Annotated in this window: 17 protein-coding genes; 8 read left to right on the top strand and 9 right to left on the bottom strand. The window is 70.1% G+C overall.

Features of this window, described 5'->3' with window-relative positions:
- The coding region (locus tag IG98_RS0128630) for a helix-turn-helix domain-containing protein (protein ID WP_030918877.1) at positions 1-531 on the bottom strand (531 nt) is incomplete at its 3' end.
- A 142-nt stretch (positions 532-673) separates the two neighbouring features.
- Positions 674-2,911: an N-6 DNA methylase gene (locus tag IG98_RS0128625; protein WP_157594570.1), complete on the bottom strand. Its 2,238-nt coding sequence runs from the start codon at positions 2,909-2,911 to the stop codon at positions 674-676.
- 199 nt (positions 2,912-3,110) lie between these two features.
- Here IG98_RS0128625 and IG98_RS47440 point away from each other — a divergent pair, with 199 nt between their 5' ends.
- Positions 3,111-3,623 carry an NYN domain-containing protein gene (locus IG98_RS47440; RefSeq protein WP_030918873.1) on the top strand — a complete coding sequence of 171 codons (513 nt, stop codon included), beginning with the start codon at positions 3,111-3,113 and terminating at the stop codon, positions 3,621-3,623.
- A gap of 169 nt (positions 3,624-3,792) precedes the next feature.
- On the opposite strand, the gene IG98_RS0128610 is transcribed toward IG98_RS47440, so the two are convergent.
- Entirely contained in the window at positions 3,793-4,668 is an 876-nt protein-coding gene (locus IG98_RS0128610) for a hypothetical protein (protein WP_030918870.1), read from the bottom strand.
- Between the two features lie 873 nt (positions 4,669-5,541).
- Here IG98_RS0128610 and IG98_RS0128605 point away from each other — a divergent pair.
- Positions 5,542-6,705 (top strand): hypothetical protein, encoded by a 1,164-nt coding sequence (locus tag IG98_RS0128605; RefSeq protein WP_245651751.1) that lies wholly within the window; start codon positions 5,542-5,544, stop codon positions 6,703-6,705.
- A gap of 56 nt (positions 6,706-6,761) precedes the next feature.
- On the opposite strand, the gene IG98_RS0128600 is transcribed toward IG98_RS0128605, so the two are convergent.
- Genes IG98_RS0128600 through IG98_RS0128585 form a run of 4 tightly spaced genes read right to left on the bottom strand, consistent with a single transcriptional unit; the run spans position 6,762 to position 10,910 of the window.
- On the bottom strand, positions 6,762-7,763 hold the full coding sequence (locus IG98_RS0128600) for a LacI family DNA-binding transcriptional regulator (protein WP_030918864.1): 1,002 nt from the start codon (positions 7,761-7,763) through the stop codon (positions 6,762-6,764).
- 47 nt (positions 7,764-7,810) lie between these two features.
- Positions 7,811-8,692, bottom strand: a complete 882-nt coding sequence (locus IG98_RS0128595; RefSeq protein WP_030918862.1) for a carbohydrate ABC transporter permease — start codon at positions 8,690-8,692, stop codon at positions 7,811-7,813.
- Positions 8,692-9,591, bottom strand: coding sequence for a carbohydrate ABC transporter permease (locus tag IG98_RS0128590; RefSeq protein WP_211264134.1), 900 nt, complete (start codon positions 9,589-9,591; stop codon positions 8,692-8,694). The genes IG98_RS0128595 and IG98_RS0128590 overlap by 1 nt, the downstream gene beginning before the upstream one ends.
- Positions 9,592-9,596: 5 nt before the next feature.
- Positions 9,597-10,910, bottom strand: coding sequence for an ABC transporter substrate-binding protein (locus tag IG98_RS0128585; protein ID WP_030918854.1), 1,314 nt, complete (start codon positions 10,908-10,910; stop codon positions 9,597-9,599).
- Positions 10,911-11,171: 261 nt separating this feature from the next.
- On the opposite strand from IG98_RS0128585, the gene IG98_RS0128580 reads away from it, so the two are divergent.
- On the top strand, positions 11,172-13,184 hold the full coding sequence (locus IG98_RS0128580; RefSeq protein ID WP_030918851.1) for a beta-galactosidase: 2,013 nt from the start codon (positions 11,172-11,174) through the stop codon (positions 13,182-13,184).
- A gap of 94 nt (positions 13,185-13,278) precedes the next feature.
- A complete protein-coding gene (locus tag IG98_RS0128575) occupies positions 13,279-14,817 on the top strand; it encodes a glycoside hydrolase family 53 protein (RefSeq protein ID WP_030918847.1) in 1,539 nt (512 codons plus the stop codon).
- 89 nt (positions 14,818-14,906) lie between these two features.
- Here the strand turns inward: IG98_RS0128575 and IG98_RS0128570 are convergent, their stop codons facing one another.
- Together IG98_RS0128570 and IG98_RS0128565 are read right to left on the bottom strand one after the other, a co-directional pair.
- Positions 14,907-16,352: a pectate lyase family protein gene (locus IG98_RS0128570; RefSeq protein WP_030918844.1), complete on the bottom strand. Its 1,446-nt coding sequence runs from the start codon at positions 16,350-16,352 to the stop codon at positions 14,907-14,909.
- Positions 16,353-16,661: 309 nt separating this feature from the next.
- On the bottom strand, positions 16,662-17,525 hold the full coding sequence (locus IG98_RS0128565; RefSeq protein ID WP_030918841.1) for an NAD(+)/NADH kinase: 864 nt from the start codon (positions 17,523-17,525) through the stop codon (positions 16,662-16,664).
- Between the two features lie 163 nt (positions 17,526-17,688).
- Between IG98_RS0128565 and IG98_RS0128560 the strand changes: the two genes are divergently transcribed.
- From IG98_RS0128560 to IG98_RS0128545, 4 genes are all read left to right on the top strand, one after another.
- Positions 17,689-18,570, top strand: a complete 882-nt coding sequence (locus IG98_RS0128560) for a sulfotransferase family protein (RefSeq protein WP_030918838.1) — start codon at positions 17,689-17,691, stop codon at positions 18,568-18,570.
- Complete coding sequence (locus tag IG98_RS0128555; RefSeq protein ID WP_030918835.1) at positions 18,567-19,748, top strand: glycosyltransferase family 4 protein; 1,182 nt, start codon at positions 18,567-18,569, stop codon at positions 19,746-19,748. The genes IG98_RS0128560 and IG98_RS0128555 overlap by 4 nt, the downstream gene beginning before the upstream one ends.
- 523 nt (positions 19,749-20,271) lie before the next feature.
- A complete protein-coding gene (locus IG98_RS0128550; RefSeq protein ID WP_030918832.1) occupies positions 20,272-21,657 on the top strand; it encodes a family 2B encapsulin nanocompartment shell protein in 1,386 nt (461 codons plus the stop codon).
- 113 nt (positions 21,658-21,770) lie between these two features.
- Positions 21,771-22,811 (top strand): family 2 encapsulin nanocompartment cargo protein polyprenyl transferase, encoded by a 1,041-nt coding sequence (locus IG98_RS0128545; protein ID WP_030918829.1) that lies wholly within the window; start codon positions 21,771-21,773, stop codon positions 22,809-22,811.
- The last annotated feature ends 76 nt before the right edge of the window (positions 22,812-22,887 follow it).

Raw genomic sequence — 22,887 nt, 5'->3', positions numbered from 1 at the left:
TTGGGGACTGGCGATCGCGGCGATGTGCTCCAGTTGCTCGCGCATGACATCGGGACCTCCTACCAGCAGGTTGAGGACCGTCTCGCTGATTACACAGCGGAGAGTCGGTGGCTTCTCGCGGGTCAGAATGTTCTGACGCCCCAGGCGGGCCGTAACGGCTTCGTTGTCGCCCAGTAGGGCGTGTGCGTATGCCTCGGTCTGGAGCAGTCCGGGGACCATTAGCGGCTGGTAGGTCCGGAGCGTGACGGCGACGCTTTCCTTGTCTCGCCACTTCCCGAACCAGGAGGGGAAGACCTGGCCCTTTCTCCAGTCGAGGAGCCGGAGGAGGGCGCCGCCCGTGTCGAGGGCGGCGTCACATGCCTCCGCGAACTCGGGGCTGGCCGGGAGGTGGCCCGTCTCCACCCCGCTGATCAGGGACTCGCTGAAGTGGATCAGCTCGGCGAGCTCTCCCTGAGTGAGGCCCGCCGCCTTCCGGTAATAACGGAGCTCCCTGCCCCATATTGCCTGAGGCGTGTAAAGGTCGGCCACCATGCCCTCCTAACCGGAGTTCAACAAAAGCCTTGTGAACTCCAACCCGCGGCCTTCGTAATCGTTCGACTACCAAACGTAGCCATGTCTCGGCACCCTGAACATACAAAATCCGAGACAGGAAGAAAAATCATGGAAGAGGCCATCAAGGCGAGTGCGGCACTGACCGAATGCCGCTATACGATGAATCCGGCATTTTCTCCATTGGAGGAAAGTGGATACCGTGCGACCCTAGAAACGTCGCCTCGGCTCGCCGATTCGTGCGTGATACGGCGGCCGATTGGAACGCGGCGGACGACGTCCCGGAAATTGCGCGGAGCCGTCCGATATCCAGGTGATCCTGCCGGGCGTCGAGAACACGCGAATGTGGATTTAGGGGATCGCTTTTGGTGTGTTTCTCGTTCAAGGTGCCGTACTCCCGCTGCTCCTCGATCGGCAGCAGCGGGAGTTCCGCGCGGCGTACGTCCATCTGGGCGCGGCTGCCCACGGTGGCGTAGTTGCGCAGGTTGACCGAGCCGCTCAGGAAGCCCGCCACGAAATGGGGGTCGAGCAGGGCGGGGTCGGGGCGGAGCAGGGAGAGGCGCAGGCCGAGGACGGGGGCGCCCTCCCCGGCGACCCGCGCCGCCGGGCGCCGCGTGACATTGGGCACCAGTACGTCACCGGGCCGCACGATGATCTCGTGCTGTACGGCGATGTCCGGCGTGGTCGCGCTCGGCGGGGTGTCGTCGACGACGTCCTCGGCGGTGAGGACGGTAAGGCCGTCCGGGACCTCGGACGGCTCGCCGGGTCGCACCGGGCTCTGGTGGTGGATCGTCAGCATGCCGCGCCGCAGGAGTTCGGCGAGCGGGACCATCGGGAGGTCCTTCGGTCCCCGGGAGGACTCGACGGCCGGCACCAGCTCCGCGACGAGGCGGAGGAGGTCGGCCATCCGGCTCCGCTGCCCGGTGACCCGCTCGGGCGACAGGTCCGCGGGCGGTGGCGCGAGGTACCGGGCGGGGGTGAGGTCGATGTCGTCGTCGAGCACGTCGATGGCCGGGACGGCCCGGCTCACCCCCGGTTCGTCGACGTCCGCACCGGCCTCGAAGCGTTCCCAGGCGTCCACGGCGACCCGCGCGAAGCCCTCCTGCCGGTCGGAGGTGTCGACCATCAGGACGTGACCCGGAGTGCCGGAGTCCGCGGGTCTGCGCAGTATCCACAGGGTCAGGGCGACCGCCATGTTGGGGATGCTGCCGAGCGGGAGCGTGATCACCGCCCTGAGCGCTCCCCGGCGGATCAGCTGGGCGCGGACCCGGCGACCGGACCTGCGGTTGGCCACGGCGGGCGGCATGAGCATGACCGCGATGCCGCCGGGTCCCAGGTGGGAGAGGGCGTGCTGGACCCAGGCGAGTTCGGACTCCATCCGGGGTGGCAGGCCGTACTCCCAGCGGGGGTCGGCGGTCAACTCCTCGTATCCCCAGGCGCGGTCGTTGAACGGCGGGTTGCACACGACCGCGTCCACCAGGGTGCCGGGGAACGCGTCCTGCCGCAGGGAGTCGCCAAAGGAGACGCGCACGGTGGCGGCGTGCAGCGCGAGATGCGCGGCGGTCAGCCGGGCGGTCGCCTCGTCGGCGTCCTGGCCGAGGAGCAGGCGTACACCGCGATCCGAATGGTCGCGCAGTGCCTTCAGCAGCGCCCCCGAACCGCAGGCCGGGTCGAGGACGACCTCGGGGGAAGGGCCGCAGAGCTCGGCCATGAGCCGGGCGACCGGCTCGGGGGTGGCGTACATCCGCTTGGTGTGCAGTTCGAAGTAGCGCTCGCGGAGGAAGGCGAAGGTCTTCCCGGCACCGTCCTCGGCGGCCAGGGTGGCCACCCGGCGCAGCAGTGGCAGCCGCCCCCGGATGAGGCACTTCGTCGGTGGCGGGTTCCGCATCGGCGCGGCGCACGCGGCCAGGACCCGTTCGGGAAGCACGGCGGCCACGGCCGCGTCGTCGGCGGCGGAGAGCGCCGCCCAGTCGTCGCCCTCCCGGTCCAGGTAGACCAGGAAGGCGCCGAGGTCGGCGATCAGGTCGGCGAGATCCTCCTCCGGCACGCCCGCGCGCAGGTCCTGCCAGAGCCACTCGCGCGCCGGGAGCACCCTGCCCTCGCTGTGGCCGAGCAGCCACTCCTTGATCTCGCCGAGGGAGAAGGCGGGGCTGGTCGCGGTGCCGCCGACGGGGTGGGGGAAGTCGTCGTGCCGACGGCGCCAGTTGCTCACCGCGGCCCGGCCCACATCACCCAGCCGGGCGATGTCCGCCGCGGTCACCTGGACGTCCCTGTCCACCTGGTCCTCCGTGTCGGTCGCCTGGACGCCCTTGTCCACCGGCTCCCCATTATCCGCCGCGGTCATCTGGACATCCTTGTCCATCGGCTCCTTCATATCGGTCTCACCGTGCCCGATCGTCCCGTTCGCCGATTCTTCGGGCGCGGTGTCCGTGTCGATGGGAACGTACCTGAGTTTGTCACCTCCATACAGCGTCCTCAAAGTTATTGGTCGATTCCATCAACACGTGTTTTACTGAATTTCATTGGATACTAAACATCTTCATGGAAGGAACCGATGCCACGTGATCACCCCCACCACGCGCATCGACCGGTTCCAGGCCCGCGCGTCACGCGGCAGGCGGCGCCTCCGCTCCGGGCGGGCCGTGCACCTGCTGGACATCGAGAACCTGACGGGGGCCAGCCGCCCCACCACCCCCGCGGTCGCCGAGGTCATGACCCTCTACCGGCGGATCGTCCCGATCGGCCCGATGGACCAGTTCGTCGTCGCGGTCAACCACGGCGCGCTCGTCGCGGTCGGGATCGCCTTTCACGGTGTGCAGTTGCTGGCCCGTTCCGGCCCCGACGGCGCCGACCAGGCCCTGGCCGAGGCCGCCCGGGGCGACCGGATGGACCAGCGGTTCGACCGGGTCGTGATCGGCTCGGGCGACGGTTACTTCGCGGACCTGGCAGCCTGGCTGGCCGAGTGCGGTGTGCACGTCACGGTCGTCTCCACGCCCGAATCACTCAGTCGCCGCCTGTGCGCCGAGGTGCCCGCCGTCATCACGCTGGAATCGCCGGCGGCACAGGTGGCCTGACCTTGTGCCGGGGGCGTCGAGCGCGACGCCCTCCCTGATCGAACCGCCGACGCCAGGCGTCACCGGCATCTGAGCGGCCCGGTCTCCCGCCGGGACGCGACCTGGTGGAGCGTCTCCTCGCGGGAGGCCTGGTTCCGTGCGTCGCCGACGGCCGTGGGAAACCCGTCGGTCACGACCGGTGCCACTCGATCGAGGCCGTGGCGCGGCGCTCGGCCAGCCATTCGGTGAACGCCACCCGCCCGGCCGCGGCCAGGGTCCGCTCGTCCGCCGACGCGTCCGCGCGCCCCAGGACGACCCCGGTGAGGAAGGTGCCGGCATGGGCCACCGGCCCGACGACGTCTCCCGGCTCGGCGTCACGCAGCGGCTCGGGCAGCTCGAAGGCGAGGCGCTCGGCGATCGTCGTCTCGATCTCGTCGTTGGGACCGCTGAAGGCCGCGCCGAGGAGCTCCATCGGATCGCCGGCCATGTCCGCGAGGCGCTGCTCGGATCCGATGCTCCAGAGTGCGCGTACCCGGTCGAACTTCCTGGGGTGCGCGGCCAGGTAGGCCGGGCCGAGCTCGGCCTCCCTGCGGCGGCGGAACTCGTCCGCCGCGGCCTGCAGTTCCTCGTCGCCGACCGGCGTGTCGTCGTGCCGGATCTCGTTCAGGATCAGGCACTGGTCGACGATCTCGTCGTGCGGAGTCGCGTCGCGGTGTGACAGCGAGCGGATCATGGTGAGCGCCTGGGCGGCCGACAGGTGTATCTCGTCCACGCTGACCAGCCGGCCCGCCGCCCGATGCGTGGAATGGCCGATCAGCTGGGGAACGCCGTCGTCGGCCTGCGTGGTGAGCGCGACCGTCCCGCCTTCCGGATCCTGGAGCAGCAGGTGGAAGTCGACCACCGAGGTGCCGGGACGCTCGTCGACGACGAGCTCCGCCTTCAGCTCGGGGTGGTCGGCCGCCCACGCGGCGGCCGACCGCCGGGCCTGCGGCACCTCTGCGCGGAGGCGAGGTAGGCCGCGCAGCAGCCGCATCCCGGAGGCGAGCGTCGTTCCGAGGTCACTCATCGAATACCTCCAGTGTGGAGACCCGAGCCTTGGCTCTGGGAAATCAAGCTCGTCTCGTCATGAAGGCGCGGCGGAACGGGAATCCCGCTCCGCCGCGCCCAGGCGATCAATGCCCGACCGGCCGGGGCCGGGAGGGGGGCGTGTGCCGCGCCTTCCCCCCTCCCGGCCCCGGCCGGTTCGGCACCTTCCGAAAGGAAGGCGCTTGTCGGCCGAGGTACCTCCGGCGGGTTCGGCACCCTGGGAGAGGTCTCTCTCCCGGACGCCTGACCTACCTTCCGGCATCCTCGGCAGGTGGAGCGCCGCCCTGGACGGGGTATGTTCCCATCCGGGGCGGCGAGCTTGTTGTCGGCCGACCCACCACTCGCCGACCTGGCCCTGGCCGTCGCGCCAGGACAGGGTCACCGGCCGCCGACGACCTCGCCCGGTTCGGCACCCTCGAACGGGAGTTCGTCGATATCGATCCTGGACATGCCCGGCCCCTCCGCGGATCGGGCGCGGTGTTCCTCGTCGAGTGCGGCGCCCGGTGTCTTCCCTTACGGCGAAGACGCTAGCCACCGGCTCTTGCGATCATCTGAAAGTTGACTTGGTAACCACTGACAGTGCTGGTCACAATGGCGAACGGGCCTGTGACGGGCCGGTGTGGCAGGGGGTGACGCGGGGGCCGGCCGGAGGTCCTTACCCGTCTCCACCACAACTGTGTTCTCTTCTGTCACTCGGGTGAGCGCCCGTTTGGCGAACAGGACGCCGACATTCTGGAATGATCGCGTAGATATCCTGTCGGACATCGAGACTGACGGACAGTGACTGATGCCCCCCATCGATCAAATCACCACCTTCGCATCCGACCAGCCGGTGTTAACGATCATCATCGGCGTGTTCGCTCTCGTCCTCCTGGTCGCGGCCTACTTCGTGCTCCGCGCCGTCCAGCGGATGGCGGTCCGCTTCTTCCACTCCCATGTCGCGCCCCGTCCGGTGGAGGACATCCTCACCGTCGTCGCCGCCAGCATCGCGACGGGTGTCTCCGCCCAGGGCATGTGGCGCTTCTCCGGTGACGTGCTCGGCTTCGACGGCCCGCTGCGGCTGCTGCTCTTCGCCTTCATTGAGGTCGCCGTCATCACCAGCGCGGTCCGGGCCCGCCGCAACATGCGGGAGAACTTCTCGGCCGGCATCGACGGCATCGCGGTGTGGGCGCTCACCGGCCTGACCGCGGTGCTGTCCAGCATGGACGCCCGCAGCATGGCCGAGGCCATCTTCCGGCTCGCCGCGCCCCTGGTGGCGGCGTGGCTCTGGGAGCGCGGCATGGCGATCGAACGCCACCGGATCAGCGGGCGCTCGCGCATCAACTGGCGGCTCACCCCCGAGCGGGCGCTGGTCCGCATCGGGCTGGCCGAGGTCAGCGACCGTACCGCGAGTGAGGTCGACGCCCACCGCAGGCTGACCCGGGTCGCGCTGGCGGCCAAGCGCGCCCGCGCGCTCCGCGAGTCCGGGGCGTCCAACCGGAAGATGCGCGTGGCCCTCGCCAAGCTGGACCGTGCCATGGACCGGGCGGTGGAGCACACCGGCCTGGCCGTCGACTCGGTACGCCAGGAGGCCCTGCTCTCCCAGATCGGCGCCCTCTACAACACCTCCGCCCTGATCGACCTCACCCCGCCGGTGCCGTGGGAGCCCGAGCCGATGCGCCCCGCGGTGGCCGCGGGGCGGTCGGTCATCGACGACGATGACGACGAGGTCCAGGTGCTGGACGGCCCGCCGCCGGTCGTCGACACGGCGCAGCGCGCGGCCCTGATGCGGGCCGCGCGGGAGTACTGGGACAAGCAGATCGAGCGGAGGTTCGTGCCCCGGGCGACGGACATCGCCCACGAGACCGGCGTCTCCCTGGCCACCGCCCGGGAGTACCGGGCGCTGTGGAAACTGGAGCCCAAGGCTCACGCGCTGCTGGAGGCGGCCTTCCACGAGCACGGGATCATCGACACCGGCACCTTCCCCGCCATCGAGACCGAGCAGGTCCTGACCGTGAACGGCTCGTCCGCCCGCTGACCCCCGTACCGAACGGTGAGCCCCCGGCCGCGACGCGCGGACGGGGGCTCACCGGCTCAGGTCGACTCGCGCACGATGAGGTCGGTGGGCAGTATCACCGGCTCCACCCGCTCGGCGCCGTCGATCAGGGCGAGCAGCAGGCGGACCGTCTCCTCGGCGACCCGCTCCAGGGGCTGGCGGATGGTGGTGAGCGGCGGATGGGTGCTGAGCGCCACCGCCGAGTCGTCGAAGCCGCCCACCGCGACGTCCTCGGGCACCCGCCGTCCGGCGGCGCGCAGCGCGGCGAGCGCGCCCGCGGCCATCAGGTCGGAGGCGACGAACACCGCGTCGAGGTCGGGGGCACGTTCCAGCAGCCGGGCCATCGCGCTCTCCCCGCCCAATTGGGTGTAGTCGCCGTGCTCGATGAGCTTCCTGCTCGCCTTCCTGCCGAGGATGTCGGCGAAGCCCTCCAGCCGCAGCGCGCCGCCGGGGGTGTCGAGCGGGCCGGTGATGGTGGCGATCCGCCTGCGGCCCCGCTCGACCAGGTAGCGCGTCATCTGCCGGGCACCCTCGCGGTCGTCCGCCGCGGCGTAGGGGATCACGTTCTCCCTGCCGATGACCGCCCCCTGGGCGACGGCGGCCACCGGGATGTCCACCAGCGCGTCCACCAGCCTGTCGCCCGCGTGGGTGGAGACCAGGAAGACCCCGTCGGCGTGGCCGCCCCGCAGGTAGCGGACCACCCGGTCGCGGTCGCCGTCGTTTCCGGCGATCATCATCACCAGCGATATGTCCCGTTCGGCGAGCCGTCGGGTGGCGGTGCGCAGCAGCACGCTGTAGTTGGGGTCCTCGAACAGCCGCTCCTGCGGCTCCGACAGGACCATCACCACCGAACCGGTCCGCTGGGTGACCAGGCTGCGGGCGGCCCGGTTGAGCACGTAGCCGGTCTCGGCGATGGCACGCTTGACCGCGGCGTACGCCGCGGGGCTGACGTACCGGTCGTCGTTGAGCACCCGGGAGACCGTTCCCCGGGAGACCCCCGCCACCGCCGCGACGTCATGAATGGTCGGACGCTTCGCCATGCTCCCATTTTCCCCTCGACCGGGCGAGGCCCGGTCGGACCCGGCCACTAGCTTTTCAGGCCCCCACCTGCCAGATCGGTCCGCCAGTAACGCTGCATGGTGAGGAAGAGCGCGATCAGCGGGATGATCGACAGTAGCGTGCCGGTGAGGATCAGGTTGTAGAGCGACGGCTGGTTGGCGCCGGCCGCGAGCAGCGTGTAGAGCCCGACCGTCAGCGGGAACATCTGGTCGTCGCCCAGCATGATGAACGGCAGCAGGAAGTTGTTCCAGATCGCGACGAACTGGAACAGGAAGATGGTCACCATGCCCGGGATCATGAGGGGCAGCGCCACCCGGCGCAGCAGCAGCCAGTGCCCGGCGCCGTCGATGCGCCCGGCCTCCAGCAGGGCGTCGGGGACGGCGGCGGTGGCGTAGATGCGCGCCAGATAGATGCTGTACGGGTGCAGGATCTGCGGGAGCAGGACCGACCAGTAGGTGTCGGCGAGCCCGATCCGGGAGAAGAGCAGGTACTGCGGGATGGCCAGTACCACAGCGGGCACCAGGATGCCGCCGATCAGCAGGTTGAAGATCAGGTTCCGGCCCCGGAAGCGGTACTTGGCCAGCGTGTAGCCGGAGACCGCGGAGACGGCGGTGGAGAGCAGGGCGCCGCCGCCGGCGTACAGCAGTGTGTTGAGCATCCACAGCCAGAACACGCCGTCGCGGTAGGCGGCCAGGTCGGCGAGGTTGGTGAGCAGCCCGGTGCCGGGGGCGAAGGTCGAGGTGGAGAAGAGCTCCGCCTTCGACTTGGTGGCGGCCACCAGCACCCAGCTGACCGGCAGCAGGCAGTAGAGCGCGCCCAGCAGCAGGATCGCGGTCGGTGCGATCCCGTACGGGCGGCGTCGCGCGGCCACCCTCAGGTGTCCCTTCGCGGTGAGGGTCGTGGTGGCCATCAGCCCTCCCCGAAGGCGCGGTCACGGACGACGCGCAGGAAACCAAAGGACAGGACGAGGGAGATCGCCGCGATGACGATCGAGGTGGCGGCGGCCGAGTAGAGGTCGCCGGTGACGAAGGCGTCGCGGTAGACCTTCATGAGCGGGCTCCAGGTCGAGCTGATCGTGTTGGTCAGCGGCCGCAGCGTGGTCGGCTCGGTGAACACCTGGATCGTGGCGATGATGGAGAACACGGTGGTCAGGATGATCGCGGGCAGCAGGATCGGGATCTTGATCCGCAGCGCCGTCTGGATCTCGCTCGCCCCGTCGATCCTGGCGGCCTCGTAGTAGGACCTGGGGACGGCGCGCAGGGCGGTGTAGAGCACCAGCATGTTGAAGCCGACGCCGCCCCAGACCGCGATGTTCGCCATGGAGAGGACCACGGTGCCCGAGCCGAGCAGGTCGACGTCGAGCACCTGGCGGATCGGGCTGAGACTCGGCAGGTAGAGGAAGCCCCACAGCAGGGTGGCGGCCACGCCGGGCACCGCGTACGGCAGGAAGACGGCGATCCTGGAGAAGCGGGCGAGCCGCACGTGCGCCGAGTCCAGCAGCAGCGCGAAGAGCAGGGCGAGCCCGAGCATGACGACGAGCACCAGCAGGCCGTAGCCGAGGACGCGCAGCCAGCCGGCCCACAGCTCGCCGTCGGCGAGCGTCGCGGTGTAGTTGTCGAGGCCGGCGAAGACCTCGCGGCGCGAGCCCTTGCCCAGGCCCAGCCCGGAGACCTTGGTGCGCCGCAGGCTGAGGTAGGCCGTGTAGCCGATGGGGACGGCCATGAAGAGCGTGAACAGCGCCATGGCCGGTGCGAGGAAGAGGTAGGGGACGGCGCTCGCGGTGCGGGCGCCGCCGGGCCGCTTTGTCATCGGGGTCATTGGGCGAGCTGGAATCCGGACTTCTGCATGTCGGCGACCGTCGCCTCCTGCATCTTGCCGACGGCCTCGGAGAACGCGGACCTGTCCTGTACGGCCTTGTCGAAGGCGTCCTTGAAGGCGTTGTACGTCACGTTGACGTTCGGCCCGAAGGTGAAGCCACGCGCGGTGGCGGAGATCGCGGCGGCCCGCTGCCAGAAGTCCGGCTGGTTGGAGAAGTAGTCGGGGGCCTCACCGAGCATGGTGCCGCCCTTGGCGGCGGCCGGGTAGACCGCCCCCTCCTTGACGAGCAGGCCGAGCGCCTCGGGGTCGGTGTTGAGCCAGGTCGCGAACTTCGCGGCGGCCGCCCGGTTGGGGGACTTGGCGGCGACCGCGGTGGAGGAGCCGCCCCAGAAGCCACTGGCGTTCTCGCCGGTGCCCCACTGCGGCAGCGGGGCGATCGCCCACCTGCCCTTGGCCTTGGGGGCGTTGCTGGACAGCACGCCCGGCGCCCAGACGGCCGAGGGCCAGGTCAGCAGCTTGCCGTCGTTGAGCGCCTTGTTCCACTCGGGGGTGAAGTACGGCTGGTCGTCGATGGCGCCCTCTTTGACGAGGCCGCCCCAGTAGTCGGCGACCTTTCTGGTGGCGTCGTCGTTGACCGCGACCTTCCAGGACTCGCCGCTGATCGACCACCACTGGGCGCCGGCCTGCTGGGCGAGGCCGACGAAGGCGCCGGGGTCCTTGCTGGAGAAGGTGCCCAGGAAGACCTTGGGGTCCTTCTTGTGTACGGTACGGGCGGCCTCGGCGTACTCGTCCCAGGTCTTGGGGACCTCGATGCCGTACTTGTCGAACAGGTCCTGGCGGTAGTAGAGCATCATCGGGCCGCTGTCCTGGGGGAGCGCGTAGACGGCGTCGGTGCCGAGCGTGACCAGCCCCCAGATGCCCTCGCCGAACTCGCCCTTCGCCTGCGCCACGTCACCGGAGAGGTCGGCCACCGCGTCGGCGGCGACGAAGGAGGGCAGCATCTGGTACTCGGCCTGGACCAGGTCGGGGGGGTTGCCCGCCTTGGCGGCGGTCAGGAACTTGGCGGCCGCGTCGTCACCGCCGGCCTGCTTGCTGACCGTGACCTGGATGTCGGGGTTGGCGCTGTTCCAGGCCGCCGCGATCTTGTCCATGTTGGGAACCCATGTCCAGTAGGTGAGCTTGACCGGCCCCGCGGGGGCCGAGCTCTGCGCGGCCGGGGCGGCCGGCTCCTGGGCGGCGCCGGAACATCCGGCGGCCAGGGTGGCGGCGAGAGCCGCGGCCGCCGCCACTGCGAGCCGGTTTCTCTGCATGGTTCCTCCGTGTCAGGGATGCCGTGTCGGGGGGTGCTGAATCGGGGGTGCTGGATCGGGGGTGCCGAGTCGGGGTGTGGGGCCCGCTGTGCGGAAGTGTCTGTGAACGTTCACAGACTGAAATCCGAGATGTCGCCCTGTCAATGCTCGTTACGCTCTTGTTAATCGCCTGACCGCCTCGGTGTTCCTGCGGCGACTCTTCCCTGGATGTCGGGTTTCGATTACTGTGCACGTTCACAGAGATGAGCCAAGGGGGAGCAGTTGCCTGGATATCCCGTCCTGCCGGAGGGCATCGCGTACGGAGGGGACTACAACCCCGAGCAGTGGCCGGAGGAGGTCTGGCACGAGGACGTCCGGTTGATGCGCGAGGCCGGGGTGAACCTGGTCAGCCTCGGCATCTTCGGCTGGAGCCTGCTGGAGCCGGAAGAAGGGGTCTACGACTTCGGCCGGCTGGATCGGATCATCGACCTGCTCGGCTCCTCGGGCATCAGGGTCGACCTCGCGACACCGACCTCCTCCCCGCCCACCTGGTTTCGGACCGCCCACCCGGGCAGCCACCTGGTCGACCGCGCGGGCCATGTCATCGCCGGAGGCTCCCGGCACAGCTTCTGCCCCAGCTCCCCGGAGTACGCCGCCGCCTCGGAACGGATCGCCGACCGGCTCGCCGCCCGCTACGCCGGGCACCCGGCGGTCGTCATGTGGCACGTCCACAACGAGTACGGCTGGGCGAACGCGCGCTGCTACTGCGAGACCTCCGCGGAGGCGTTCCGCGACTGGCTGCGCGAGCGGCACGGGGACGTGGCGGCGCTCAACGCGGCGTGGGGGACCACGTTCTGGGGGCTGACCTACGGTTCGTTCGACCAGGTGGAACCCCCGAGACTCGCGCCGGTCGGCCAGCTGACGGCCCTGCAGCTCGACTACGCGCGCTTCTCCGTCGACGCGCACATCGCCAACTTCCGCCGCGAGCGCGACGCCATCCGCCGCTTCAGCGACCTGCCGGTCACCACCAACTTCATGATCCCCAACTGTGAGCCGATGGACTACTGGCGGTGGGCGGGCGAGGTGGACGTCGTCTCCAACGACCACTACCTCGACGCCGGGCGGGCCGAGGGCCACATCGAGCTCGCCATGGCGGCGGACCTCACCCGCTCGGTGGCGGGCGGCCGGCCGTGGATGCTCATGGAGCACTCCACCGGCGCGGTCAACTGGCAGCCGCGCAACCTCGCCAAGCGGCCGGGGGAGATGCGCCGCAACAGTCTCGCCCATGTCGCCAGGGGATCGGACTCGGTGCTCTTCTTCCAGTGGCGCGCCTCCCGCTACGGCGCGGAGAAGTTCCACTCGGCGATGCTGCCGCACGCCGGGACCGACTCCGAGCTCTGGCGCGAGGTGGTCGCCCTCGGCGCCGAGCTGCGCGAGCTGGCGCCGGTGCGCGGCTCCCGCATCGAGGCAGAGGTCGCGCTGGTGTGGGACTGGGAGTCGTACTGGGCGCTCGAACTGGAGTGGCGGCCCTCGGTGGACCTGAGGTTCCGCGAGCGGGTGGAGGCGTACTACGAGGCGCTCTGGCGCGAGCACGTCACCGTCGACTTCGTCCACCCCGCGGCCGACCTCTCGGCGTACCGGATGGTCGTCGTGCCGAGCTCCTACCTGCTCACCGAGGCCGCGGGCAAGAACCTGCACCGCCACGTGGAGGCCGGCGGCCACCTGGTCGTCTCCTGCTTCTCCGGGATCGTCGACGAGAACGACACGATCCACCCCGGTGCCCACCCCGGCGCGCTGCGCGACGTGCTCGGCCTGTCGGTGGAGGAATTCCACCCGCTGCCGGAGAACGGCACGGTCGCCGTCGGCGACGACGGGCTGACCGGCCGGATCTGGTCCGAGCGGGTCCGCCTGGCCGGAGCGCGTACCGTGCGCGCCTTCACCGGCGGACCGGACGCGGGCCATCCCGCGGTGACCCGCCACGAGCTGGGAGCGGGCACCGCCTGGTACGTCGCCACGGCCCTCGACCCCGGCGTGGGCCAGGACACGGAGAAAGACCTGCGTGCGATCCTGCGCACGGTCCTCGACGCCGCGGGCGTGTCCCGCCCGCGCGGCCTGCCCGACACCCTCGAAATCCTGCGGCGGGGCCGCCACCTCTTCCTTCTCAACCACGGCGACGAGCCGGTCACCGTTCCCGGCGTGAGCGGGACCGGAGTTCTCGACGGCGCCGAGCACGCGGGTTCGGCGACGGTAGCGGCCGGCGGCGTCACCGTCGTCGAGCTGGCGGGGGACGCATGAGCTCCCCCGGTGCCGCGCCGGCCACCTGACCGCGGCGCGTCACCGGGGGTCTTCGGGGAACTGTCCGCACCACTCCATCCCAGAGCGAGGACACATGAGGAAGACCCTGGTGGCGCTGCTGCTCTGCGCCGCCGCGACGCTCACACCCCTGGCGGCCCCGGCCGCCGTCCTGGCCGCCTCGACGGTCACCAACGGCGGCTTCGAGACCGGAGGCGCGACCGCCGCGCCGACCGGCTGGAGCACCACCGGTTCGGCCGCCGCCGACTTCACCGAGTCCGGTGGCCGCACCGGCTCCTACCGACTGTCCCACTGGGCCACCGGCGCCTACACCGTCGAGACCCACCAGACGCTGACCGGCCTGACCTCCGGCACCTACACGCTCCGGGCCTGGGTCAGGTCGGGAGCCGCGAGCCAGAGCTGGATCGCGCTGCGCAACTGCGGTCCCGCCGAGCAGAGGACCTACCTGCCGGTCAGCTCGTCCGAATGGATCCAGATCGCGGTCACCCAGACCGTGACAGGCGGCCAGTGCACGGTGAGCCTCGGCTCCGCCGCCGCGGCGGGCGGCTGGGCCAACTTCGACGACGTCACCTTTGCCGCAGGGTCGGCGACGCTGGCGATCAGGGGCGCCGACACCTCCAGCCTGCCCAAGTCCGAGGCCCTCGGCGGAAAGTACCGCACCGCCACCGGCACGCGGGGCGACGCACTGGCCATCATGCGCGCGGCCGGGCTCAACCACGTCCGGCTGAAGGTCTGGGTCAACGCGGCCGACGGCTACAACGACAAGGCGCACGTGCTGGCCCTGGCACGGCGGATCAAGGCCCAGGGCATGGGGCTGCTGATCGACTTCCACTACTCCGACACCTGGGCCGACCCCGGCAAGCAGTACAAGCCCGCCGCGTGGGCGGGATACAGCCTCGCCCAGCTCAAGACCGCCGTCTACAACCACACCTACGACGTGCTGAACGCGCTGAAGGCGCAGGGCACGACCGCCGACCTGGTCCAGGTCGGAAACGAGATCAACGACGGCATGCTCTGGGAGGAGGGCCGCAGCTCCACCTTCGGCAACCTCGCCCAGCTCCTCAACTCCGGCTACAGCGCGGTCAAGGCGGTCTCGGCCTCGACCAGGGTCGTGCTGCACGTGGCCGAGGGCGGCAACAACTCACTCTTTCGCTGGTGGTTCGACAGCGCCGCCGCCAACGGCGTGAACTACGACGTGATCGGCGTCTCCTACTACTCCTACTGGCACGGCACGCTCGGCGCGCTGCAGACCAACCTCAACGACATCGCCTCCAGGTACGGCAAGCCGGTCCTGGTCGTCGAGACCGCCTACCCCTTCACCACGGGCAACGACGACGGCCTCACCAACATCATCACCGCGGCGACGCCGTATCCCGGCTACCCGGCCTCCGCCGCGGGCCAGTCGGCGATGCTGCGCGACGTGATGAGCGTGGTGCAGGCCGTGCCGAACGGCCGGGGGCTGGGCGTCGTGTACTGGGAGCCCACCTGGACCGCGGTGCCCGGCAACGGCTGGGACCCGGCCGATCCGTCCTCGGGCAACGGCTGGGAGAACCAGGCACTGTTCGACTTCTCCGACCGGGCGCTGCCCGCGCTCACCCAGTTCACCCACCAGTAACGCGTAAGGCTCCCGCGGGCATCGCCCGCGGGAGCCGCATGTGCTGCTCCGCCCCAGGTCCGGGTCAGGACGGACCTGGGGCGGACGGATCAGACCGCGATCCGGCCGGCGCCGGCGCCGCCGGTCACGATCGACTTGACGCCTGAGGCGGTGTCGAGCGAGTAGGAGTAGGGGATGGAGGCGACGCTGCCGCCCGCGTCCCCGGCACCGGAGTTGACGAAGTGGTTGTTGCGGGCGACCAGGTTGCCGGCCGGGGACGAGCCCTCCCCGCGGTGGTAGGGGTCGGGGGTGTTCTCGAAGTAGTTGCCCTCGACCAGGACGCCGGCGTTCTTCGTGGACGCCACGCCGTACCCGCCGCCGCTGCCGACGTTGCCGTAGTAGTTGTTGTAGACGTGCACCGGGTTGCCGAAGCGGACCCGCGGATGGCGCTGGTTGGTGCCGTTGAACCAGTTGTGGTGGTAGGTCACCCGCAGGTGCCCGGTGTCCTCGCCGGCGTTGCCGTCGTCGTGGCCGAGCAGCATGGTCTTGTCGTGGCTGGAGAACTTGTTCCAGGAGACGGTCACGTAGTCGCTGCCGCGCTTGACGTCCACGGCTCCGTCGTAGCCGTTGCTGAAGGAGTTGTGGTCGATCCAGACCCGGGTGGAGTACTGGACCTGGATGCCGTCGTCGTTCCAGTCACGGAAGGTCAGGTTGCGGACGATGACGTTGGACGCCTCGGAGATGTTGAACCCGCAACCCGCGATGGTGGCGCCGGAGTTGCCGAGGATCGTCTTGTTGGAGGCGACCTTGAGCATCCCGGAGCAGGAGATCGTGCCCGACACCCGGATGACCGCCGCGCCGCTCGCCGAGAGCGCGCTGGTCAGCGCGGAGGCGCTGCTGACCGTGGTCGCCGGGGTGTTGCCGCCGCCGGTGGTGCCGCCGCCCTGGGTCGCCCAGCCGACCAGACCGGTCTGGCTGCTCGGCGGAGGCGTCGTGGGAGTGGAGGTGGGGGTGACGGTCGGCGTCGGGTTCGAGCCGCCCGCGGGGACGAGCCGCCACTGCTTGGTCGCCACCGAGTCGCAGGAGTTCTGCTGTACGAGGGCGCCGGAGGAGGTGGAGTTGTCGGCGGTGTTGAGACACTTGCCGCTGCCTGCGTTGACCACCCGGTAGTTCGACCCCGACTCGGTCAGGTTCCAGGTCTGGGAGGACGCGCCCGAGCAGCTCTCCTGCTGGACGGCCTTGCCCGCGGAGGTGTCGGCGTCCTTGACGCCCGCGCACTTGCCGCTGTGCGTGGCCTTGAGCTGGGTGCTGCCCCCGGACACGGCCCAGGTCTGCCCGGCGCCGCCGCAGCCGCTCTGGGTGAGCTGGACGCCGTCGGACGAGCTGCCCCCTGGAACGGTCAGGCAGAGGCCACTGCCGTCGTTCACCAGAGTGTAGTTTCCCGCGGCGGGAACGGCGGCCGCGGCGGCGGAGACGCCCGCCACCGTTCCGGACAGGGCGAGGGCCGCGGCGGCGATGACCGCGCCGGCCGTTTTTCTGGTCAGTCTGTACCGCACAGTTGAGCTCCTTGCTGGTCCGGCAGGCCGGTGCGGCCTGCGTTTCGGAATCCCCCCAGCGAGCACTCGCCGTTCACACATGCGATCCGCAGACATGTGAGCGAACAATCCACAAGCTAGGTAAGCGCTTTCCCGCTGTCAACCCGCCGGTGGAACTTTCATGACGGATGCTGTTGCCGCATCGTTCGCCGTCACGTTCCGTGACCGGCGGAGGAGGTGGCGGCGCCCGGATGTTCCTCGCGCCCTCCGCCTACCGCGGCCGGCCGGACCGCGCCTCGGGGGCGTCACCGGTCACCGCGGGGGCGGGGCCTAGTCGACCTCGGCGCTGCCGTTGACGCGGAGCTTGCGGCGGGCACGCTCGTAGAAGCTCGTGGCGCCGAGCCGGACCACCCACGCGGCGGCGCGCATCGCGGTGACGGTGAGCTCGTCCCCCGGCGACAGGTGCGCGCCCACCGCGCCGTCCACCTCCAGTGCCAGCCGGCCGCTCGTCGGCAGCAGGCCGAGCACGACCTGCTCGTCCGCCGACAGCACGAGGGCCCGGTTGAACGACGAGTGCGCCGCGGCCGGGACCACGAGGAAGCCCTCGACCGTCGGCGACACGATGGGGCCACCCGCGGAGAAGCTGTAGGCGGTCGACCCGGTGGGGGTCGCGACGATCACCGCGTCGGCCGCGTAACGCACGAAGGGGTGCCCCTCCACGGCGATCGACATCGCGGACAGCCCGTGGCCCGGTATCCGCACCAGGGCGATGTCGTTGAACGCGGTCACCGAGGTGCCGTCGGGCAGGGTGGCCCGCACCGCCATCCGGGGTTCGATCGTGTAGGCGTGGTCGTCGATGGCCGACAGCGCGAAGGGCAGCTCGTCGACGTCGATCTCGGCGAGGAACCCCAGCCTGCCGAGGTTGACGCCGAGGATCGGAGTCCGCCGCCCCGAGATGAGCCGCATGGTGCGCAGCATCGTGCCGTCGCCACCGAGGCTGACGAGCAGGTCGGCGCGGTCGACCAGGGTGGCGCCGTCGACGGACACCGCGCTGCAGTCGATGCGCCCGACCTCGTCGGGCAGCCCGAGCACCGTGACGCTGCGGGCGCGGGCCCACTCCACGATCGTGTCGATGGCCACCTTCGAATCGCGCTGCGGATGCAGCACCAGTCCCACGGTCTTGACCATCCCCATGGCTCACACTGTACGGCGATTCGCCGTCGGGTCCGCGCGGCGGAACCCTGGCGCGCTGCCATCCGGCCGTGGGCCGGTGCCCACCGGGGCCCGGTGGGAACGGATGGTGATCCAAACTGAACACACAGTGAAATGCCAGGAAAGATGGGTAGCCTGCCTGGGCATGAAGTGGCAGCGTAAGGCCAATGACGCCCTTGTCGGGCTCACCGGATTCCAACTTAACCGGGTAGGGAAAACCGGTTCGTCGGCGGATGCGGGGGTCCCGGCCGTGGAGGAGCCGTTCGGCCCGCCCGCCGACCCGAAAGTCGACCGGCTGCTGGTGGCGCCGATCTTCGTCCTCTCGCCGGTGAGGTCCGGCTCCACGCTCCTGAGGGCGATGCTCAACGCCCACTCCATGCTGCACGCCCCGCACGAGCCGCACGTGCGGCGGCTGAGGGTGGAGTTCGGCACCTCGCTGGCGGAGCGGGCGATGAGGGCACTCGGCCACAACCGGGCCGACCTGGAACACCTGCTGTGGGATCGAGTGCTCCACCGCGAGCTGGTCAGGAGCGGCAAGACGTTCTTCGTGGACAAGACACCGGCCAACGCCTTCGCCTACCAGCGCGTCGCCGCGTGCTGGCCGGACGCCAGATTCGTCTTCCTGCTGCGCCACCCGGCGTCCATCGCCAGGTCGTGGTACGAGGCGGGGGCGGGCAGGCGGACGCCGGAGGAGGCGGCACTCGACGCCCTGCGTTACATGAAGGCGGTGCAGCGGGCCCGGGGGGCACTCAGCGGGTGCACCGTGCGTTACGAGGACCTGACCGCCGCCCCCGAGGCCGAGGCGCGCCGCGTCTGCGACTTCCTGGACGTTCCCTGGGAGTCGGAGATGCTGGCCTACGGCGAGCAGGCCGTGCTGGAGAAGGGGCTCGGCGACTGGAAGGACAAGATCCGGTCGGGGCGTGTGCAGCCAGGGCGCGACCTGCCGGGGCCGGAGGAGATACCCGACTCGCTCCGGTCGATGTGCGAGAGCTGGGGATATCTGCCTGCTGTCACGGAGCCCACATGACGGCGCCGGAGACCACGAGGATCCGCTACCTGCTGCTGCACGCGTACGGCATGGGCGGGACGATCCGCACGGTGATCAACCAGGCGAACGCGATGGCCGCGGCCGGCCACGAGGTCGAGATCGTCAGCGTGGTACGGCGGAGGGAGAGACCCCAGTTCGAGATCGACCCGCGCATCCGTCTCCTGACGCTGTCGGACCAGCGTGAGGGCAGGCCCGTCGACTCCACGGGGCGGCGGGTGTGGCGGTGGATCCGAGGCAGGATCGTGCCCGCCGGCGAGTTCGCGGCCTCCTACTTCACCGAACGCGTGGAGCGGGCCGTCATCGACTACGTCTCCGCGCTCACCGGCGGCGTCCTGGTGACCACCCGCCCGGCCCTGAACCTCATCTCGGCCCGTCGTGCTCCCGCCGGCATCGTCAAGGTCGGGCAGGAGCACATGAACCTGGCCACCCACCCCGAGGCGGTCCGCTCGGAGATCGGCCGCCATTACGGCAAGCTGGACGCGGTGGTCGTGCTCACCGAGACCGACAGGAGGGAGTACCAGGAGCTCCTGCCCGGCACGCGTGTCGAGCGTGTCCCCAACGCGGTCTGCTCCGTGCGCCGGACACCCTCCCGAAAGGACGACAGGCTCGTGGTCGCGGCCGGGCGGCTGGTCGGGCAGAAAGGCTTCGACCTGCTGATCCCCGCGTTCCGGCGGGTTGTGGACCGTCATCCGGACTGGCGGCTGCGCATCTACGGCACCGGCAAGAAGAAGGGGCAGCTGTGCGAGCTCCTGAAGGAGCACGGGCTGGGGGACAACGTCACCCTGATGGGACGGACCGGCCGGCTTGACGAGGAGCTGGCCAGGGCATCCTTCTACGTCCTCAGCTCGCGGTTCGAGGGGTTGCCGATGGTGATGATCGAGGCGATGACCCACGGGCTGCCCGTCGTGGCCTTCGACTGCCCGACCGGCCCGGCCGACGTGCTCACCCCCGAGGTCGACGGGCTGCTCGTCCCTCCCTGCGACGTCGACGCGCTGGCGGCGGCGATGGTCCGGCTCATCGAGGACCGGGAGCTACGGCGGCGGATGGGAGCGGCCGCGGCCGTCGCCGCGCACGAATACACCCCCGAAACGGTCATGCCGCTCTGGGAGAAACTATTCGCCGAACTGCTGGATCGAGGGTCGAAACAGTCATGCTGACCTGATCTGCTGGCTTCTGCTGAATTTAGGGAAAAATCCATCCTTTAGCGCCCTCGCAGCTGCCCTGCTGCGAGGGCGCTAAAGGATGAAGGTGACTCCCATGCCGCAGGCCCTGTCGATCGGGAGCGCTTCTTGATGTTTTCCCTGTTCTGTCGGTAAATGACGGATGCATGCCTGAGATGAGAAATATCAGCAGGCCTGACAGCAGAGGGGAATCGAGGCGGATCCGCGACCTGTCGGGACTCCGGTGCGAGCCGGGGTGTCGAGAATAAGACATTTAATATTTTTCGGGCATTTGACGATGGAGTCTTTGTTTATTGTTGGCTCGATCGTATTCAATGCTTGACAATATATTTAAGGGCAACCCAAAATTGGGGCGTCCATGATGGCGGGTCGAATTCGGATCCGCGCATCGGGAGGTCGGTGCTCTGCCGTTTCTGTCGCGGTTGACCGACGTTTCCTCCTGGTTGATTCATGTCTTCGCTTCCCCTGTTGGTACGAGCACGGATCGGTGGTGTGTGTTGTGACGGAGTTCGAGGCTGGCCGGTCGCAGCTGAGTCTGAGTACGGACGCCGCGCGTAACCTGGCGACGACGACCAAGTCGACTCCCCAGATGCAGGAGATCACCTCGCGGTGGCTGCTGCGGATGCTTCCCTGGACGCAGGTGTCGGGCGGCACCTACCGTGTCAACCGGAGGCTGACCTACACGATCGGCGACGGGCGGGTGAGCTTCACCAATTCCGGGTCGCAGGTGGCGGTCATCCCCGCCGAGCTGTGCGAGCTGCCCCTGCTGCGCGGGTTCGACGACTCCGACACCCTCGACGCGCTGGCGGGCCGGTTCGTCCAGCGGGAGTTCCGGGCGGGCGACGTGCTCGCGGAGTCGGGGCAGCCGGCCGACGAGGTGGTGATCATCGCACATGGCAAGGTCAACAAGGTCGGCACCGGGCCGTACGGCGACGAGATCGTGCTGACGGTGCTGGCCGCGGGCGACCACTTCGGCGACGAGACGCTGGTCGGCGCGGACGGCGAGTGGCCGTTCACCGCGAGGGCGGTCACCAGCGGCACGGCGATGGTCCTGCCCCGGCACGCGTTCCTGGAGCTGGCCGAGCGCTCCGAGGAGCTCCAGGCCCACCTGCGGCGGCGGGAGACCGCCACCAGCGGGCCGCAGAACAAGTACGGCGAGGCCGCCGTCGAGGTGGCCGCCGGGCATGCGGGAGAGGCCGACCTGCCGGGCACGTTCGTCGACTACGAGCTCAGCCCGCGCGAGTACCAGCTGAGCGTCGCGCAGACGGTCCTGCGGGTGCACAGCCGGGTGGCCGACCTCTACAACGACCCGATGGACCAGGTCGAGCAGCAGCTCCGGCTGACGATCGAGGTGCTGCGCGAGCGGCAGGAGCACGAGCTGATCAACAACCGTGAGTTCGGGCTGCTGCACAACGCCGACCTCAAGCAGCGGATTCACACCCGCAGCGGGCCGCCCACCCCCGACGACCTCGACGAGCTGCTCAGCCGCCGCCGGAGCACGAGCTTCTTCCTGGCACACCCGCATGCCATCGCCGCCTTCGGCCGCGAGTGCAACGCGCGCGGGCTCTACCCGCAGGGCGTCGACGTCGGCGGTAGCGGGGTGCCCGCCTGGCGTGGCGTTCCCATCTTCTCCTGCAGCAAGATCCCCATCACCGGCACCCGCACCACGTCGATCCTGGCCATGCGCGTCGGCGAGGACAACCAGGGCGTCATCGGCCTGCACCAGACCGGCATCCCCGACGAGTACCAGCCCAGCCTGTCGGTCCGGTTCATGGGCATCAGCGAGAAGGCGATCATCTCCTACCTGGTCAGCGCCTACTACTCCGCGGCCGTTCTGGTGCCCGACGCGCTCGGCATCCTGGAAGACGTCGAGATCGGCCACTGAGGCTGGGATCTCCGATCCCGACGGACGCGTTTCCCGCGGGCCCGCCCGGGCCCGGCACCTCGGCCGTTCTGGCCGCATCGCTTCTTGGAACGGCCGAGCGAGGAAGAGCAGGCATGACGACCACTGAGATGAGGACGGACGGGCGGTCCGCGGACGAGGTGCTGACCTGGAGCCGGAACACGGTCGAGGCGACCCTGCGTCCGGCGATCGACACGCTGTCGGCCCCGATGAGGCGCATCGCCGGTTATCACTTCGGCTGGTGGGACGAGCGGGGCCGACCGTCCACGGCAGGCGGCGGCAAGGCGCTCCGTCCCGCGCTGGCCCTGCTGTCGGCCGAGGCCGTCGGGGGTGCCGCGGCCCTGGCGCTTCGACCGGCGGCGGCGGTCGAGCTGGTGCACGACTTCTCTCTGCTGCACGACGACGTGATGGACGGTGACCGGACCCGCCGCCACCGTCCCACGGCCTGGGCCGTCTTCGGGGTCAGCCCGGCGATCCTGGCCGGTGACGCGCTGCTGACGCTGGCCTTCGGCGTGCTTGCGACCGGCGGGCACGCGATCACCGCCGAGGCGACCCGGGTCTTCGGCACCGCGGTCCAGGAACTGCTTGAGGGCCAGAGCGCGGACGTCGCGTTCGAGGGACGTCACGATGTCGGGCCGGCCGAGTGCCTGGGCATGGCGGCCGGCAAGACCGGCGCCCTGCTGGGGTGCGCCTGCGGGCTCGGCGCCCTGTTCGGGGGCGGCGGCCCGGAACAGGTCGAGCACCTCACCGCCTTCGGCAGGGACCTGGGGCTGGCGTTCCAGCTCGTCGACGACCTGCTGGGCATCTGGGGAGATCCCGAGGTGACAGGCAAGCCGGCCCACTCGGATCTGCGCAGCCGGAAGAAGTCCATCCCGGTCGTCGCCGCCCTGACCTCGGGCACCCCCGCCGGACATGAGCTGGCCGGTCTCTACCACCGGGAGCGGCCGCTCTCCGACGCCGACCTGGTCCGCGCGGCCGAGCTCGTCGAGACCGCGGGGGGGCGAGCCTGGACCCAGCGGGAGGCCGATGAGCTGCTCGCGCGGGCCCTGCGTCACCTGGGGTCCGCGGGCGCGCTGCCCCGGCCCGCCGCCGAGCTGGCCGCACTCGCCCGTCTCGTCACCCGCCGCGACCGCTGACCGGGACCGGCACAGGTTCACATCACCTGCCGGGACCGTGGGCCGGAGCCGTTCCACGGTCCCGGCACGGTCGTGG

The organism is Streptosporangium amethystogenes (assembly GCF_000721075.1).
Taxonomy (GTDB): Bacteria; Actinomycetota; Actinomycetes; order Streptosporangiales; family Streptosporangiaceae; genus Streptosporangium; species Streptosporangium amethystogenes.
Note: the sequence above shows the minus strand (reverse complement) of the source record. Positions and strands in the feature narration are given on the sequence as shown.